Genomic DNA, 16,603 nt, shown 5'->3' on the forward strand with positions numbered 1-16,603 from the left:
TTATTAAAATACTCGATGTTAAAACCCAACCCATCAAGAACCAAGTCGGGGATCAATGCTTTGAAAACCGCTTTAATGATCTAGCGGGAGCGTAGATCGTGCGGAGCGAAAGCGAAGGGCCATAGAGCAAATCTGCATAGAACGCTATGCAGAGGATCGCTAACTAACAGGAAGCCTAATTTTCTTTCCATACATTTGAGGCATTTTTAAGAAGATGAAATTTTAGCAATGGGCTGTCAAAATCGAAAAGCTCTTTTATGCGAGTTACAGTATTCGCTTGGTCTATATCATGTTCATCAGACTGTAAGTAAAAAGACTTACTTGATAAAACCACATCAAATAGATCAGGGGCAAAAGTAAAGCCTTGAGGGTGAATAAAGCGCAAACGTACCTGATCTTCAACGGCATCATTGATAAGAATATTGGTTGTAAGAAAGAACTCTAGAATATGATTCTTAGAAACATCACCAAAGGTAAAAAGCTGTGAGATCGTACAAAGATGGGTATAGTCTTGAGCATCCGAAATATTATTATCATGGTTAATTTGATTTGGACTTATTTCAGAGCCTATGGCCATGTAAGATTCAATGCTAAGTTCATCTTGAGCAGGGGAAAAGGGGTCTTGCTTTAAAACCGTGTTTTTAAAAAAATCATCAAACTGACTTAGTGTAAGCATTGCAACATCATTGTTTTTTAGCAAAGCATTCATGGTGTTTTTCCTCTAGTTGATGTTGTTATTATATAATATATACCACACTAAGACAGCGAAATTAACAAAAATGTATGATTATTTTTTTGTGATTTTTCCAATCAAATTCAGCAACTTATTAGAATACTCGATATTAAATTTAGCACTTTAAGAACCAAGTCGGGGATCATTGCTTTGAAAACGCTTTTGCTGTTCATGGCCAAGCGGAAGCGAGGTCGTATTGAGCGCAAGCGAAGGCTCTTTGGTACACGGCGCACATTGGAATATTATTTCAAGAAAAAAAATACCCGCACAAGGCGGGTTTATTTTATTTTAAGTTTTGGGTTATAAATTCAGGCCATAAGAAATAATCACCAAATCGACCTTTTTTAAATACAGCACCCAACTTTGATGCCTGTTCGGTTAAGATCATTCGGTTATTGTTTTTTTGCAAATACCCATTTTTTTCAAGTAAGAGCAATAAATCATTTGTAGATATTTTAATTTTTTGAGCTAATTTTGAAGTGGTTAGCATACCGCTATCATTACTTTGACTATCTTCTTCATTGTTGGTTTCGCTCTTGGTATTAGATTCTTGATCAATCTTTTCCATTGTGATGCGAATTTCATCACTTACTCTTATTAATCGCTGTGCCTCGTTATATGTATCTAGATATAAATCAACATCTGAATCACGATTAACAAAGATACCCATTTCATTATTATTTACTTGGCTAAACTCATATAGATTTAGACTTGTAATAATGCAGGAAAATTCATTTAAGTAACATTTAGCATGTAAGTTTTTACAAAAACTTGTGCGTATATAATCTTGACTTTTAAGCCATGTGATTTCTTCGGGTTGTAATTCACTTTTACCGTAAATGATGCGAATATCAATCTTTAATCTGTTTTTATCTTCTAGTAATTCTTTAATACGGTCATTTAATTTTAGAAAAGGGCTTATTAAAATAACTCGTTCTTTCGCATTCTTAATTAATTCTTCAAGATAGTAATTTGTTGCGCTTGTATTTAAAAACTTAGCCATTTTTAGTTTACTAAACCCTTAGAAGTCAAAAAAAATTAGTTGAATAGTAAATGTAATATTTAAATTAAACAATAAAGAAACACACTCTTTTTGAGTGTGTTTCTTAAAATTTAAGCCACCTTGCTATAATCGTGTACGCTATCGACTGCCAACGGTACAACAATCTTTATAAACTCATCCATAGCATTAACCATGCTTTCACGTTCTACCTCAACACGTGGATAAGGATAAGCGGATACATCATCAACACTTGGGGCTATCCCTCTGCGTGTACCATTTACCAAGAAATAATTAAAACGGTCATGGCTATACAAAGTATCTTCGCACCAAGATTCAAACACTCGGGCAAAAAGCTCAATATTAGTCGAATAATATGGCTTTTTTATATCTAGTCGATGGGCTTCTGTAATAAATCTCGTATATTCACGATCATCATTTTTATATCTAACCGACTTCATTAAACAGTCAAAAGAGTGCAATGAATTAATCAAAGCAAGTTGTTTAGGTGTGTAATCTTCCTCACGATACAGCGAACTATTCAAAATGCTTCTATTGGTAAAATCAGTTAAAAAACAGCCTTTTAAGATATTTTTCCCGATGTAGTGGTCTAGGGCGTGTCCCCATTCATGAGCAAAGCTACCGATGCCTTTTGTGCGAGTAAGGTTAATCACGTTAGTAGATGGCTCATAATGCGCTGCAAAGCGACCATGCCCCCGACTACCAAAGGCAATCCCCAATGATCCACCTAAAGAGGCAAAAGAGAGAGGGGCTTTAATTAGGATCATTAGATCATGGAATGAATCATAGGCATTATTAAGATACTGCTGTCTTTCTTTTTGTGGAACGTAGTTGCCCCACTCAATACCTTTTAAGCCAAAGGTATTCATTAGTTCTTCCGAGCTAATATCACGCCCTTGTCGTGCATCGGTGTTATTGAATTGAGTACCGCTTACAATAGGGCGTTTATAGACATAGCGAGTATTTTCTTTTGGTGTCTTATTCGCTTTAGCCTTAACTATTTCAGCAAGTCGATTAAGCAATTCAGTTTTTAGCTCATTTACTGTGCCACTAAAATATGAGCCAAAATAATTGGTATTCGCTTTCACGATATAAGAACAGTAATAATGAGTTAAGTTATTACCAAGAAGCCAATCATCATCAACTTCCGTACTGTAATAAAAAGATTCATCCAAGTTTTCAACATTTGGATAACCCATGAATAATATTGTTTTAAAGTGGTCGTTAAAAGAACGGCGTTTATACTGCATAGCAGTTAAGTGATAGCGTTTTTGATTACTTGTTGCATAAGAATACCCACTCCAATGAGTTCCATCCAAAGGCAATAAGATTTCTGTATGTGCGGTATCAAGGCTTTTAACTGATAAATGCTCATGGTTTTCATATTGCTCTTTATAGAACAAAACACATGCGATATAAGCCTCAACACATTCTCGCAAAGTGCGTCCATGATAGTTATAGAAATTAGCTGAAATCTTGTTCGGGATATTTTGATAAACCAATGCGAACAATAAACTATGTTCTTTGGCATGAACGCCATTAAGTGCATCTTGTCGAAAATCAGGTTTCGCCCACAAACTTTTAAGGGTAATTAAGTCTTTTAATTTGTTTTCTTCAATATCAGGATTGATAGAAACAACGCCATTTAAATAGGTGTAATAATCTTTTTTTGCACCGCCAAACTTTACGCCAATGTCTAAAATCTTTGAGTTATTCATGGTGTTTTTCCTCTAGTTGATAATGACATTATATAATATATACCACACTAAAACAATGAAATTAGCAAAAAAGTATTGATTATTTTTATAGTTTTTCCAATCAAATTCAGTCACTTATTTAGATAACCGATATTAAATTTAGCACCTTGAGAACCAAGTCGGGGATTACGCTTTGGGATCGCCGTTGATGACCAAGCGGAAGCGAGGTCGTGCGGAGCGTAAGCGAAGGCTGCGGGGCGTTAAGCGGGTGCAACCGTAGGCTTAGAATTAGGCTTGGGAACCCGATTCAGTAGGGGAAAATTATGTCAGGCGGTTTTCATTCACAAATGTTTTTTTTGCTTCACCTTAAAAAAAACTTTATGTGAACCAAGATTGGTTGGAAACAATCGCTTAAATCCCATTGAAAACTGCTCTGTAAGTTTGAAATGGCATGGCGAAATACATGGACGTATGAGCCTATAGAAGTATGAGCAATTAGCGAATGCCGAGCTTTTGATCCTTGAATGCCGAGCGTCAGCGATAGCAATCACAAATAAAATAAAAAATCAAGGTAATGAAAAAGCTTTTTTTAGTACCTTGAAATAACCTTGACATTATGAATGACAAAAAAAAGCCTAGTCATTGGAATAACTAGGCGAAAGGCTTAAGCGGATTTAGATGACTGCAACCTCTAGGTATTTAACAAGGTCATCATCAGGAAGTTCTATTTTGTCATTCGGAACATAAAAATAAATTCGATCATCAATCTGTGATGCAAATTTTTCATCTATTTCATCATCAGAATCTAAAAGGTCATTGATTACATCCCCGAGAGCTTCCGTGCCAACAATATAGCTCATGTCATTCATTACAACGGTACGGAGTGGGTATTCTTTTGAGTTAATAACGACTGATTTCATGGTGTTTTTCCTCTAGTTGATAGGAATATTATATAATATATACCACACCAAGACAAGGAAATTCACAAAAATGTATTGGTTATTTTTAATCACATAAGTGATATATGTCATTCTTTAGGCTCAACTAATGCTAGATGAAGTTGCCACTTAATCACATAAGTGATATGCCACCTCGAAAAAAAAGAGTCCACGCTATCTAATCCACCTAATCACATAAGTGATGTGTCACACAAACTCGGAAACACCTAGATACCATATCTACCATCTAATCACGTAAGTGATATGTCACCAATCCGCTTCGTCAGGCACTTACATTGCATTCCACCTAATCACGTAAGTGATATGTCACCTTAGTTGCATTTCTAATATCTCTTGTTGCTTCCACCTAATCACGTAAGTGATATGTCACAATGTCGAACTTTGGCATCGAGGTACTGATGATCCACCTAATCACGTAAGTGATATGTCACTAGAAACACATGCTAGAAGAATCTATGGTCTGCCACCTAATCACGTAAGTGATATGTCACAGCCACTGCAAAAAGCATTTCAAGATGGGTTTCCACCTAATCACGTAAGTGATATGTCACTATAACCTTAGCGACTAAAGACATTATAAAACATAGTTTTAGGACTATAAACCCAATTTAACCCAATAATTTAAACAGATTCAAAAAATCAATAAAAACAACAATATCCCGAACCACGAAAAATAAAGGGTATCTGACCTTTCACTAAATTTTTAATCGGGGGATCAGTGCTTTGAACTCGCCGTTGATGATCTAGCGGGAGCGTAGATCGTGCGGAGCGAAAGCGAAGGCCCACAGGTTGAGGTGGCGATATTGAATACCGCCACCGTAATTTATGCTGCTTTAAGAATTTGCTGTCTTGCTAATTTTGCGAGATTCGATTTTAGTTTGTATTTGGCATAATCATTGCCGATTAGATCAGATAAAGCATCTTGAGTAAGACTGTTCCAATTATCCAACTGCACAACCTTTTCAATGTAATCCTTAAGTACGATTTCGCTAAAATCATTTTTACTAATTACGTCATATAATTCTTCATCATTTAAACTAAATGATGAAACATCAGCAAACAAACGATCTACGCTAATAGATTCGCCTACGCATAAATCCAAAAGCTTGTTAAGGTCGGCTGTGGTGAGGTCATAGTTGTTACTTGCCAATACCGCAACAGTTTCACGAAAACGACAGAATCCGTAGTAAGCACGATCTTTCTTGGATGGTAAATACAAGGAAACAAGTTTATTAATGGTTGATTTCTGCTGTTTCAGCATCCAAGACCAAGATTTCGCATTCGTGATTTGAACAAATCTTTTATTATCAATCATGCCACTTGGAAAGGTGATAACGGCGTTACCCACTAAATACTCGCCAAGCATAAAATCATCGTAGCTCTTGATATTATCAAAAGCACAATTAAAAACATCCACATGATTCAGTAAAACAAGAATGGCAAACGCCAATGACTGCGGTTGTGTTTCTTTTAGGCGGTAAAGGTTATCTCGCAACGGCAATAACGAAAGATAATCAAACATCGTTAAAATAGAGCGTTTGTTATAAGATGACTTCCAAAAACCAACATTAGTTGCATCTAGTAAGAATTTAATAAACTCAAGGTCAAGGCAATCATAGGCAAAAGAATCCAATGCCTGACTATCGTTTTGGCTTAATAAATATTTGTTTTGATCTAGATGAACATGAAAAGCCACATCACGCAACATAAAGGCTTCTAAATAGTTGCTTTGATAGGTATCTTTTAAAAACTGTACATCACTATCTGCCATGCTGTTTAGGCAATCAGCAATAACATCAAGATCATCATTATTTTGATGATAGAAAAACGAATGAAAGTCCAATGAGTGAAATAATGAAGCATCTGAACCACACTCAAGTAGATCATCCAAGCGGAACCGCAATAGCGTTTTTAACTCATAATCTTTGGTAAAGTTATTTGAGTGCAAAGTCCCTTGATTTTGTTTATCTGCATCAAGACAAATAGTAAATTTGCCAAAAAAATTAAAAGTTTTGGTATCTTTGTCGATTGTGATACTTGGGTTTGAAATAAACTTTTCAAAAATAGTTTTTGATACTTTTTTAAATTCTTCTGCTTCACGGAAATGTTGGTTTTTCATGGTGTTTTCCTCTAGTTGATGTTGTTATTATATAATATATACCACACCAAAACAAGGAAATTCACAAAAAAGTATAGGTTGTTTTTAATCACGTAAGTGATAGTCCACACTTGGAATATAAAATCGTATGCCATTTAATCACGTAAGTGATATGCCACGTTTGAAAAATGGAAAAAAGCGAGTTGTGTACCACTTAATCACGTAAGTGATATGTCACTTAACCAAAAAATACGAATCCAATTCTCTAATCCACCTAATCACGTAAGTGATATGTCACGCATCGTATTTTAGAACTTTTGAAAACAGATACCACCTAATCACGTAAGTGATATGTCACAAGTGCCGTCCAAATCAGATAACAGCCCGATACCACCTAATCACGTAAGTGATATGTCACAAGTTCGTAGGCTTCTGCACTATTTGCATCTTCCACCTAATCACGTAAGTGATATGTCACAATTATTATGCCATCAGTTCTAGTCACTACTTCCACCTAATCACGTAAGTGATATGTCACTATAACCTTAGCGACTAAAGACATTATAAAACATAGTTTTAGGACTATAAACCCAATTTAACCCAATAATTTAAACAGATTCAAAAAATCAATAAAAACAACAATATCCCGATCTAGGAAAAATAAAGGGTATCTGACGTTTCACAGTAAAGCTAAAGTCGGAGCCAACGCTTTGAGATCGCTGTTAATGGCCAAGCGGAAGCGTAGGGCTAGGGGAGCGCAAGCGAATGGTTTTGGGCGCACGTGCGACAGAAATTTTAGGCAAAAAAAACCTAGCCATTGGGGTTGGCTAGGCAAAAGGGTAACTTTTTAATTGAGGCTATGCTGCCATTTTTGTGTTGTAAGGTATTACAGCATTGATCAGTGAATTAACGGTCTGCATATCAAGTGATGTGATAACGCTTTGATAGAATGCCTCAATTACATCATCATCAGCACAGAAGTCGATTGAATCTACTTCCTCACCATTTAAAGAAAGTTTTGCACCTTGAATATTGATAGAAATATCATCTTTGCTTAAATCCAAGTAATCACAAGTGATAGGGGCATTCTCTTGTTCATCAGAACGTAATTCAACTTTACAGCTTGCAATGATGCTGACACCCGCTTTTTCTAGAATACGGTCAATACTCGCTGAATAACGAATTTCTGAATCTTCCGCACCGATCTGTTCAAGTGTTGATAATTCAAATGAGGTTTTAATTTCAGCTTGGTGGATATTAATGCCATTCATTAGCTCATTTAATGAAAGGCTTGGTCGTGCATTATTTTGATTGATTTTCATGGTGTTACTCCCTAGTTGATAATTACATTATATAATATATACCACACTAAAACAATGAAATTAGCAAAAAAGTATTGATTATTTTTATAGTTTTTCCAATCAAATTCAGGTACTTATTTAGATAACCGATATTGAATTTAGCACCTTAAGAGCCAAGTCGGGGATTGCGCTTTGAAAACGATTTTGCTCTTGATGACCAAGCGGGAGCGTTGGTCGTGCGGAGCGAAAGCGAAGTTGATTGGGCGAAAGTCCCAAGAAAAAAAAGAGCTAAGTAAGCTCTCTTTTTTTTGTTCCATTATTAGCCGTAGAAGCTCTGTAAGAAAAACAGCGAACCAATATATCGAACATCCAAATGACTAAGGAAATGATCGTCTAGCAATTCATTAATTGTTGAACGTGGATGATCCTTAAAAATACAAAGTTCGTGTAGATCATCGTAAAATTCAGTCGTGCGGAGCGTTAAAACATCATTCTCTTTTAACTGCTCATTAACTTTTATCGCATCAGGCAAGAAGCCCAACAGGACACGTTTTAAGGGGCTAATATTTACTTTTAGCCACTGTTCTAATTCTTCTGAATTGGCGAGTTCAATCATTATGCTACATCCTTTTTAGTAGCTAATTTACGTTCTAGGATGTAATCAACAATATTGTCGTGAGTTAAAACCACATCACCCAATTTTTGATTAAATGAATTTAAAACAGCATCAGCATATTCAAAAGATATGCTAGAAAGCTTGTAAGCTATCTTTTTAAAGTGTTCCAATGATTCATTGCAAAAATTATTAATTTTACATAACCAATATTTAGAATCTTCCCCACGACCATCCACAGAGATTGTTCCATCAGGACAGATGTTAATTAAATCTAAAACTTCATTGAAAGAAATATTATCATCTAAGACACATTCGTTGTTATCTAAAAAAGCCATTAAAGCCATGAACCCTAAATATTTTTCATCAAAGTTTTTTGCATCAGCAATAACAACTTGAACATAATCTTCTGCACCACCGCTAAGGATAGTTTTTAATTTAATAATGTAGTTTTCCATAGTGTTTTTCCTCTAGTTGATGTTCTTATTATATAATATATACCACACCAAAACAAGGAAATTAACAAAAATGTATAGGTTGTTTTTAATCACATAAGTGATATGTCACGTATCAATATTACGTCCGTGTACTTGGGTTCATTCACCTAATCACATGAGTGATGTGTCATATTCAGAGAAATCTGAATCAACTTTTCCGTACCAACTAATCACATAAGTGATATGTCACAAGGTAGCGAGGCGGTTTAGTGAACTTAGACTTCATCTAATCACGTAAGTGATATGCCACTATGCTGAATACAGTTTTGACTGATATATAAACCACCTAATCACGTAAGTGATATGTCACAAGGTCTTAACTTGCAGAACGCATATTAACTACCACCTAATCACGTAAGTGATATGTCACTGCACCTTTCATTGCTACCGTTTTTTGCAGTCCCACCTAATCACGTAAGTGATATGTCACTAAAACTTTAGCGACTAAAGAGATTATAAAACATAGCCTTAGAACTATAAACCTAATTTACCCCAATAATTTAAACCAATTCAGGAAAATCAATAAAACAACAATATCCCGAACCACGAAAAATAAAGGGTATCTGACTTTTCACAGTAAAGCCAAAGTCGGGGCTAATGCTTTGAAATCGCCGTTTATGGCCAAGCGGAAGCGAGGTCGTGCGGAGCGCAAGCGAAGGACTAAAAACACATCCCGCCCGAAGCGGAATGCCAAAACTCGATATAAGGTATCAACTAGGTCGAGTTTTTTTGTCATGTTACCACCCGATCTGTTGATCAGGTGGCTTAAACGGTTTAGCGATAGTTATAACTAATAGTTGTCGCTTTCCCTGCATAACTTGAATTGTAATTTACGTTTTGTTGAGGGGCTTGGCGTTGCTGTGGTTGTTCATTGTAATACTGTGGCTCAACCAATCCTTGATCATTAAAGAAAGCATCATCATTGTGTGAGTGATGAAAATCTTGCTGTTCATTTTGGTACTGTTGTTGAGGTGCTTGGCGTGGTGCTGAAACCGTTTGACGTTGCTGTGGTTGTGCCTGTGTACGCTGTTGCGGAGCCTGTTGGCGTGGTTGCGCCTGTGTACGCTGTTGTGGAGCTTGTTGGCGTGGTTGTGCTTGATAGTTGCTCTTTAGGTATTCAGGAACTTGACCAATTTGACCTGTAATAATTGAGAACTCGCCTACCGAATCCGTAATAATGACTTCGGGCGCAATACGTGATTGACCGTGATTATCTTTCCAAGAGCGATAAGTCATCATCCCATTAACCATGAGTTGATCACCTTTTTGAAGCAATGAAACCACGTGAGCGCAGCGACCTTTAAAGACAAGGGTATGCCATTGGGTTTGCTCTACATTGTTGACGAGGTTATTAGTCGCCAAAGAGATTTTAGTGATGATTGATTCATCTTTGAACTCGACAATTTCAACTTTGCCGATGTTGCCAAGTAATGTAATAGTGTTGATCGTTTTCATGGTGTTACTCCCTAGTTGATAATGCAATTATATAATATATACCGCACCAAAACAAGGAAATTCACAAAAAAGTATGGATTATTTTTTATAGTTTTCCCAATCAAAAACCGATACTTATATAGATAACCGATGTTCGACCACACGGCGCAAGAGCCAAAGTCGGGAGCCATGCTTTGAGATCGCCGTTGATGACCAAGCGGGAGCGAGGTCGTATTGAGCGAAAGCGAAGGGCGAAGGTGCATGGGAATAGCGAACCATTCCCATGCACCATGCTAATTAAGCATGTGCTTCTGATTTTTCGTACATTTCAATTTTTTCGTAACAGGCATCAAGGATACATGCCTCAAAAATACAATCATGCAAACTATTGTGCTTTTTGAATTGAACGAAAGGCAACTGTTCAACAACTTGGATATAACCAAGTGCTTGCACAGCACTATCAGCTTTAAGGTTTAAGTAACCTTGTTTAGAGTGCAATGCCATTGCAATCGAGCGTAAACACATTTCATTGTAGAAATTCCAAGAGGTTTTTAGTGCCTCTGCTTCTGTTGGCTTAGTAGAATTAACATCAGCAACTAAGCTTTGTAAAATTGGAAAATCAAAATTTGATCCATTAGCATAAAGAGAAGTTTCTTTCTTATTACGCTCAACAAACTCCCCAATAAAGTCAATAAACTCTTTCAGGATTTCATAATTAGGGCGGTCAATTTCACCGTTATCAGGAACATTATTGTCGATACGCCACTGTAATGTTTCAGGGCAAACATAGCCATTTTGTGATGCTACATCAAAGAACACGGTTTTATGACCTAAAATATTTTTTTCCACATGATCAAAAATAATAGCTGAAAATTCTGTCACTTTAGCATTTGGTGTGGTTGCCAAAGTTTCCGCATCAATAATAACTGAATATCGTTTTAGCATAATTATAAATCCCTAATTGATTCCTTATTATACAAAATATACCACACTAAAACAAGGAAATTCACAAAAAAGTATATGTTTTTTTGGGATTTTTATTTAAGTTATTCAGTGGCTTGTGGTCTTTTTGGGGTGAATGAGTTATGCGCCGTGACGAATGCATAACTCATCTGAACAGTCATTGGAAATATGGTCTAAAAGGGTAGTCCAAAAAGTTCATCATAATAATAATCAATTTGTTTCATATCTAAATTTGGCTCGTTAAGTACATAGTGGCGATACAAAAGACGTTCTCGCTTACTTGAGTAGATTGCTTCCTCACCCATTGGGAATGGGGCATTAAGAACATTCATGGCGTATGAAAGGGCGAGGGTGGCATCTTTCGATATTGCCTCTATACCTTTATCAAAAAAGCCGAATCGCAACATATACTTGTAGGCGTAATCACAATTGCGACAAAGTGCTTCTTCACACAAAGGTTCGGGTTGCATCTTGATATGATAGAAATACTGAAATGCATATTCTGTGTTTTTAGCGAATAGCTTTTCAGCAAGCGGTAAGATCACACCGTATCTAACCGCATACCAATAGGCTAAATGCACATCTTGGCTAATCGCTTCCTCACCGATTGGAAAAGGCTCTTGAGTGATATATTTTGAATAATAGTCGGCAGTAAATGGATTGGTCGCAATGATCTCTAAAAGTTCAGGTGTTGCGCCGTGTTCTTTGATTATTTCCAACGCTTCAAACGCATTGATTTCAGGTGCTTTAGTCATGGTGTTTTCCCTTAGTTGATAAGGTTAATTATATAATATATACCACACCAAAACAATGAAAATAATGCGCCAATATTTATTATTTTTAATCACATAAGTGATCTGTAGCTGTTGTTAATCTTGGCAATGATCGTTCTTTATCCAACTAATCACCTAAGTGATTTTGCATGAAGATCATACAACAATATCCCAATCTAGGAAAAATAAAAGGTATTTGGTGTTTTACCGTAAGTCTAAAGTCGGGCGTGATGCTTTGAGATCGCCGTTAATGGCCAAGCGGTAGCGAGGTCGTATTGAGCGCAAGCGAACCCTGTAGGTGTAGAAAGAGAAGCTGCGGGCGCAACTTCTCTTGGTTGATTATGCAAATTCAGGCTGATTGTTTTCTAGAATTGACTTGACTGTTGAATGGTAACAAATAAGTTTTAAGTATATTTCAAAGTTATGAGCGACAGAATTGATCACATCAAATATCGTAACTGAATTTTTGCTAACATTTGGAAGAATAAACAGTTCAAAATCACCCAATTGATTGTAAATTTCATGGAAAGAATCACCGCTAAATTTTTCAATTAAGCCTTGATGATCTGCAATAAAGTCTTTTTCATCATCATTCGTAAAGGCATATAATGTACCCAACAATTTGACAAGAGCATGGTTTCTAAGCACAGTCATGGCTTTCCGATCAATACTGACTACGCCATTTTTATAAAACGCATCAAGAGGCACAAAAATATTTACTTCCTCTAGGTTTAACTCATCTTGCAAAGCTAAAGAACCAACTTGGGCTGCAAAGATTTTAAAGATCAAACCTGCGAGAGTAATTTGTTGATCTGCATTCAGCGTAAATTGTGCAAAAGACAGAATTGAACCGACCTGTTGGTAAGGCTCTGAAATATCAGTTGTGTCTATATGGCTTTCTAGTGGGAATGGCAATTTTGTAATAATCATAATAATTAACCTATTGATTGATATGGTGATTATACAATATATACCACACAAAAACAATAAAAGTCACAAAAAAGTATGGATTGTTTTTGTGGGTTTTCCAATCAAATTCAGCAACTTATTAAGATGCCCGATATTCGATTTAGCACCTTGAGAGCTAAGTCGGGAGCCATGCTTTGAACACGGCGTTTAGATCAAGCGGGAGCGAAGATCGAGGGGAGCGAAAGCGAAGGCCTAAAAACACATCCCGCACGGAGCGAGATGCCAAAACTCGATTATAAGGTATCAACTAGGTCGAGTTTTACTGTTTGGGTTAAGCAGCTTGCTTTAGATGCCTGTCGAGGTAAGGTTGAGCAAAACCATATAGCTTGCCATTCGATTCTTGTGTTTGAATGATCTTTTCACTAGATAGCATATTCATTAGCGCAACATAGCGTAACTCTGTTTTTCGAGTGCTATAGCGCAAGACTAAAAGGGCATAGAACTCATCACGCATCATCGTTGGATTGCGCCTACTGTGATCGAGTAAGTAATTGAAAGCATCCTCTGACAGCGATTTAATAATACTGTCCTCAACTAGCCAATAATAGTAATTGGTGTTGTGCTTTAATAATTCAGGTAAGGGATTGAGATTTCGCTCAAGGTAAAAACCTAAGTAGTAGAAACGCTTGTAGTTTTCAGCATTTTCAGCATTAGCTTCAAGAAATTGATCAATCACTTCTTTAGATGGTTGGTAACGAGTAAGCCATAGAGAAACATATTCTGCCGTGCTTCCGAAGATCGTAGCGATAGTTTGAGCAATGACACAGTTTTTATCGTAAGTAATCATCATCGTCCCCTTAAGCAACCAATCCCGAAGTATTGTGTTCAGGTAACTCCCAATCTAAAGATTCAGGAACTTGGCGAATAAATAAATTTTGATTAACCTGTTTTTCAAATAACGCAAGGGCTTCTTGTTCTGTGATCTTAAAAGATGCCGTAAAGTAGGCTACAAAGGTTTCTTTGACCCAATCCAAAAAAACCTGTTTGTTTTGTTTTTTGCTTACTTTAAAGAAGTAATCAGTTAGATAGCCACAAGAAAACGGATTGTAAGACTGCACTTCCTCAACCTTAAATCCATCTACAGGTTGGGTAATGTCATAAGAAAATACATCATATCCCGCTTCTTTTGTGTTGGTAATGGTTGCACGTAGGGCAATGCGAGTTTTTGTTTCAAACTTTGCGCTAAGTGATATTTCAGTTTCAGGCAAAACGAGTAAATTTTTAACAAACTCACGGTGGTTTTTTAATGTGATCGGGTGAGATTCCACTAAATATTTTTTAATATTGATTAAGTTTAACATGATGTTTACTCCCTAGTTGATAATGACATTATATAATATATACCACACCAAAACAAGGAAATTCACAAAAATGTATGGGTTATTTTTTATAGTTTTTCCAATCAAATTCAGCAACTTATTAGAATGCCCGATACTAAATTTAGCACCTTAAGAGCCAAGTCGGGGATTACGCTTTGAACTCGCCGTGAATGACCAAGCGGTAGCGAGGTCGTATTGAGCGAAAGCGAAGGCTTTTTAACACACGGCGCACGTGTAATATTAATATATACCACAAAAGTAGAAATATATTGGCAAAAATATATTTGGCTTAAACGGCTTCTGATATAATAGAGAAAGCAGTATTTATAAGGTGTAGAGGGGAATATGGCGAAAATAAATAAAGATAGTACGATCTTCTTAGACCTAAAAACCACAAGTTATGACACCTATGCAGCAAAACCGATTTCATGCACGATTTTGGATTATGAGGGCAATGTTTTAATGGACTGTTTGATTGCCAACAATAAAGAAGATGGGAATCTATTTAGTTCTGAACAAGTGCTGCCAATTGCAGGGTTCCATAATATCACTCAAGCCGATCTAGATGAGCGTGGTGTGGCCCCACAACAGTTTTATGATGACCTGACTGCCATAATGTCACAGTACCGCCAAGTGGTGATCTACAATGCTGAATTTGATGCGAGTTTCCTACCTAAATCAGCATTAGAGTATTGTAAGCCTTATTGTGAAATGGCCATTGCTGTTGCATTCATCAATGCACATCCCTCATATCAAAATATCTCAAATTATTTAAAGCTGAACGGCGTTGCCTCGTTACTTGAGGTTAATTTATTTGATTTGGATTTACTGACTTCATACGGTGATGCGGAATTATGTCGCCGTGTATGGTTGGAAATGACAAGCAGCAAACACAATTTAGAAACGTCATTTAATCAGATTCTAGAAATGTATGATGATTATCGAAGTTAATCACATGGGTGATATGTATCTTTCGGCTGACAAGCTGTACTTTGTTTTGCAGGCCAAATAATCACATGGGTGATAAATACTAAGATACGCTCCTACAGATTGGGCGGTGGTTCCAAATAATCACATAAGTGATAAATACTAAGACACATTACTACAAATTGGACGATGGTTCCAAATAATCACGTAAGTGATGAACTAAATTTTAGCATGTAATACGATCTTGTTGTTTTAATTAATTTTAGGCAAAAAAATAGCTTACCGAAGTAAGCTACCAAAACCCCTTATAAGGTATCAACTAGGGCGGGGTTTTCATGTCTTTTTACAATGGTGGTGTAGGTGATTCTAAACCATGATAACCATTGTTTATGTGATTCATTATATAAAATATACCACACAATAGCAATAAGTTTTCGCACGAAATGATTAAAAAGGCATGATTTTTTTATATTCTTCCAATTCATCCAAATACGATAACTTATTATTAATCACGCTATATGATTCAATGTAGTCATATAACGCATCTATTATATTTTCTGACAATCCGATTAAGTCGAATGACATGGTATCAATGTAAAAATCATGGTCACTTGTAATCAATACTTCCCCATCTTCCTCATTAATGAATTTGGGTAAAGCTGCTCTTGCTTCTTCTAACGTATCAAACTTAGCAACATAGTGTATAGACCAATGATCATTCAGGTACAAAGGATCATAAAACTCCACCATACGTTTACTACTGACGTTGTTTATATGCCGTGCGTTCAAAGATGAATATATTGGGTGTTTGGTGAGAGCAAGGAACTCACGTGGCACACGATCTTTTTTGAAGTAGCATCTACGGTACACGTAGATAGGCTTAAGCAAATCATTACGATATGCCCTTAAGTCTTGACGAGTAGAAGCCAAATCAAGAATGAAGCTGCGTGAAATGGCATCTGTTTGTAGTTTAATCAGATTCCGTTCTATGTCTGCATCTGTAGTGTTTTTAGTGATTAAATTTTTTCCTAGCTCACCATCCAAAAGGCGAAGATACTGAATTGTTTGCTGATTATTCAGCGTAACCAAGCCACCGATCTTATAAACATGATCAACATCAGGGTTTGTAACTGCTAATTGAAATCTACTTATTTCTATACTATTATATACAACATGAGTAAATATATAAGCATTAGCGTTGCAGCTAAAACATTAGGTGTTTCCATTCAAACATTAAGGCGTTGGGATGAAGAAGGCACTTTGGTTGCAGATCGAACCCCTAAAAATCATAGACGATAT

General features: G+C 36.4%; 18 protein-coding genes and 2 CRISPR repeat arrays. Of the genes, 2 read left to right on the plus strand and 16 right to left on the minus strand.

Annotation, left to right across the window (positions count from 1 at the left end):
* Nucleotides 1-175 precede the first annotated feature (175 nt).
* From ACSC97_RS05575 to ACSC97_RS05645, 15 genes are all read right to left on the minus strand, one after another.
* Nucleotides 176-709: a hypothetical protein gene (locus ACSC97_RS05575; RefSeq protein WP_436659722.1), complete on the minus strand. Its 534-nt coding sequence runs from the start codon at nt 707-709 to the stop codon at nt 176-178.
* A gap of 307 nt (nt 710-1,016) precedes the next feature.
* A complete protein-coding gene (locus ACSC97_RS05580; RefSeq protein ID WP_436659724.1) occupies nt 1,017-1,736 on the minus strand; it encodes a phospholipase D family protein in 720 nt (239 codons plus the stop codon).
* Between the two features lie 110 nt (nt 1,737-1,846).
* Complete coding sequence (locus ACSC97_RS05585) at nt 1,847-3,472, minus strand: LPD1 domain-containing protein (RefSeq protein ID WP_436659726.1); 1,626 nt, start codon at nt 3,470-3,472, stop codon at nt 1,847-1,849.
* 653 nt (nt 3,473-4,125) lie between these two features.
* The gene (locus tag ACSC97_RS05590) at nt 4,126-4,371 is read right to left on the minus strand and encodes a hypothetical protein (protein ID WP_436659728.1); all 246 of its coding nucleotides are present in this window, start codon (nt 4,369-4,371) and stop codon (nt 4,126-4,128) included.
* Between the two features lie 143 nt (nt 4,372-4,514).
* A CRISPR array of direct repeats spans nt 4,515-4,961; the repeat unit is 28 nt; unit sequence CCACCTAATCACGTAAGTGATATGTCAC.
* A gap of 272 nt (nt 4,962-5,233) precedes the next feature.
* Complete coding sequence (locus ACSC97_RS05595) at nt 5,234-6,529, minus strand: hypothetical protein (protein WP_436659730.1); 1,296 nt, start codon at nt 6,527-6,529, stop codon at nt 5,234-5,236.
* Nucleotides 6,530-6,659: 130 nt separating this feature from the next.
* Nucleotides 6,660-7,046: a CRISPR direct-repeat array (repeat unit 28 nt; unit sequence CCACCTAATCACGTAAGTGATATGTCAC).
* 319 nt (nt 7,047-7,365) lie between these two features.
* The gene (locus ACSC97_RS05600) at nt 7,366-7,830 is read right to left on the minus strand and encodes a hypothetical protein (protein ID WP_436659732.1); all 465 of its coding nucleotides are present in this window, start codon (nt 7,828-7,830) and stop codon (nt 7,366-7,368) included.
* Nucleotides 7,831-8,128: 298 nt separating this feature from the next.
* Nucleotides 8,129-8,425: a hypothetical protein gene (locus ACSC97_RS05605; RefSeq protein WP_436659734.1), complete on the minus strand. Its 297-nt coding sequence runs from the start codon at nt 8,423-8,425 to the stop codon at nt 8,129-8,131.
* The gene (locus ACSC97_RS05610) at nt 8,425-8,880 is read right to left on the minus strand and encodes a hypothetical protein (RefSeq protein WP_436659736.1); all 456 of its coding nucleotides are present in this window, start codon (nt 8,878-8,880) and stop codon (nt 8,425-8,427) included. Before ACSC97_RS05610 ends, ACSC97_RS05605 begins: the two co-directional genes overlap by 1 nt.
* Nucleotides 8,881-9,693: 813 nt before the next feature.
* On the minus strand, nt 9,694-10,374 hold the full coding sequence (locus ACSC97_RS05615) for a single-stranded DNA-binding protein (protein ID WP_436659738.1): 681 nt from the start codon (nt 10,372-10,374) through the stop codon (nt 9,694-9,696).
* Between the two features lie 114 nt (nt 10,375-10,488).
* On the minus strand, nt 10,489-10,632 hold the full coding sequence (locus ACSC97_RS05620; RefSeq protein ID WP_436659740.1) for a hypothetical protein: 144 nt from the start codon (nt 10,630-10,632) through the stop codon (nt 10,489-10,491).
* A gap of 18 nt (nt 10,633-10,650) precedes the next feature.
* On the minus strand, nt 10,651-11,298 hold the full coding sequence (locus tag ACSC97_RS05625; RefSeq protein WP_436659742.1) for a 3'-5' exoribonuclease domain-containing protein: 648 nt from the start codon (nt 11,296-11,298) through the stop codon (nt 10,651-10,653).
* Nucleotides 11,299-11,489: 191 nt separating this feature from the next.
* Complete coding sequence (locus tag ACSC97_RS05630) at nt 11,490-12,071, minus strand: hypothetical protein (protein ID WP_436659744.1); 582 nt, start codon at nt 12,069-12,071, stop codon at nt 11,490-11,492.
* A 357-nt stretch (nt 12,072-12,428) separates the two neighbouring features.
* Nucleotides 12,429-13,019 (minus strand): hypothetical protein, encoded by a 591-nt coding sequence (locus ACSC97_RS05635; RefSeq protein WP_436659746.1) that lies wholly within the window; start codon nt 13,017-13,019, stop codon nt 12,429-12,431.
* Between the two features lie 310 nt (nt 13,020-13,329).
* Nucleotides 13,330-13,845: a hypothetical protein gene (locus tag ACSC97_RS05640; RefSeq protein ID WP_436659748.1), complete on the minus strand. Its 516-nt coding sequence runs from the start codon at nt 13,843-13,845 to the stop codon at nt 13,330-13,332.
* A gap of 10 nt (nt 13,846-13,855) precedes the next feature.
* The gene (locus ACSC97_RS05645; protein WP_436659750.1) at nt 13,856-14,359 is read right to left on the minus strand and encodes a hypothetical protein; all 504 of its coding nucleotides are present in this window, start codon (nt 14,357-14,359) and stop codon (nt 13,856-13,858) included.
* A gap of 363 nt (nt 14,360-14,722) precedes the next feature.
* On the opposite strand from ACSC97_RS05645, the gene ACSC97_RS05650 reads away from it, so the two are divergent.
* A complete protein-coding gene (locus ACSC97_RS05650; protein ID WP_436659752.1) occupies nt 14,723-15,328 on the plus strand; it encodes a hypothetical protein in 606 nt (201 codons plus the stop codon).
* 423 nt (nt 15,329-15,751) lie between these two features.
* Here the strand turns inward: ACSC97_RS05650 and ACSC97_RS05655 are convergent, their stop codons facing one another.
* On the minus strand, nt 15,752-16,393 hold the full coding sequence (locus ACSC97_RS05655) for a hypothetical protein (RefSeq protein WP_436659754.1): 642 nt from the start codon (nt 16,391-16,393) through the stop codon (nt 15,752-15,754).
* 84 nt (nt 16,394-16,477) lie between these two features.
* On the opposite strand from ACSC97_RS05655, the gene ACSC97_RS05660 reads away from it, so the two are divergent.
* The coding region (locus tag ACSC97_RS05660; protein ID WP_436659756.1) for a MerR family DNA-binding transcriptional regulator at nt 16,478-16,603 on the plus strand (126 nt) is incomplete at its 3' end.

It is taken from the genome of Acinetobacter sp. P1(2025) (genome assembly GCF_051390655.1).
Lineage (GTDB): Bacteria > Pseudomonadota > Gammaproteobacteria > Pseudomonadales > Moraxellaceae > Acinetobacter > Acinetobacter junii.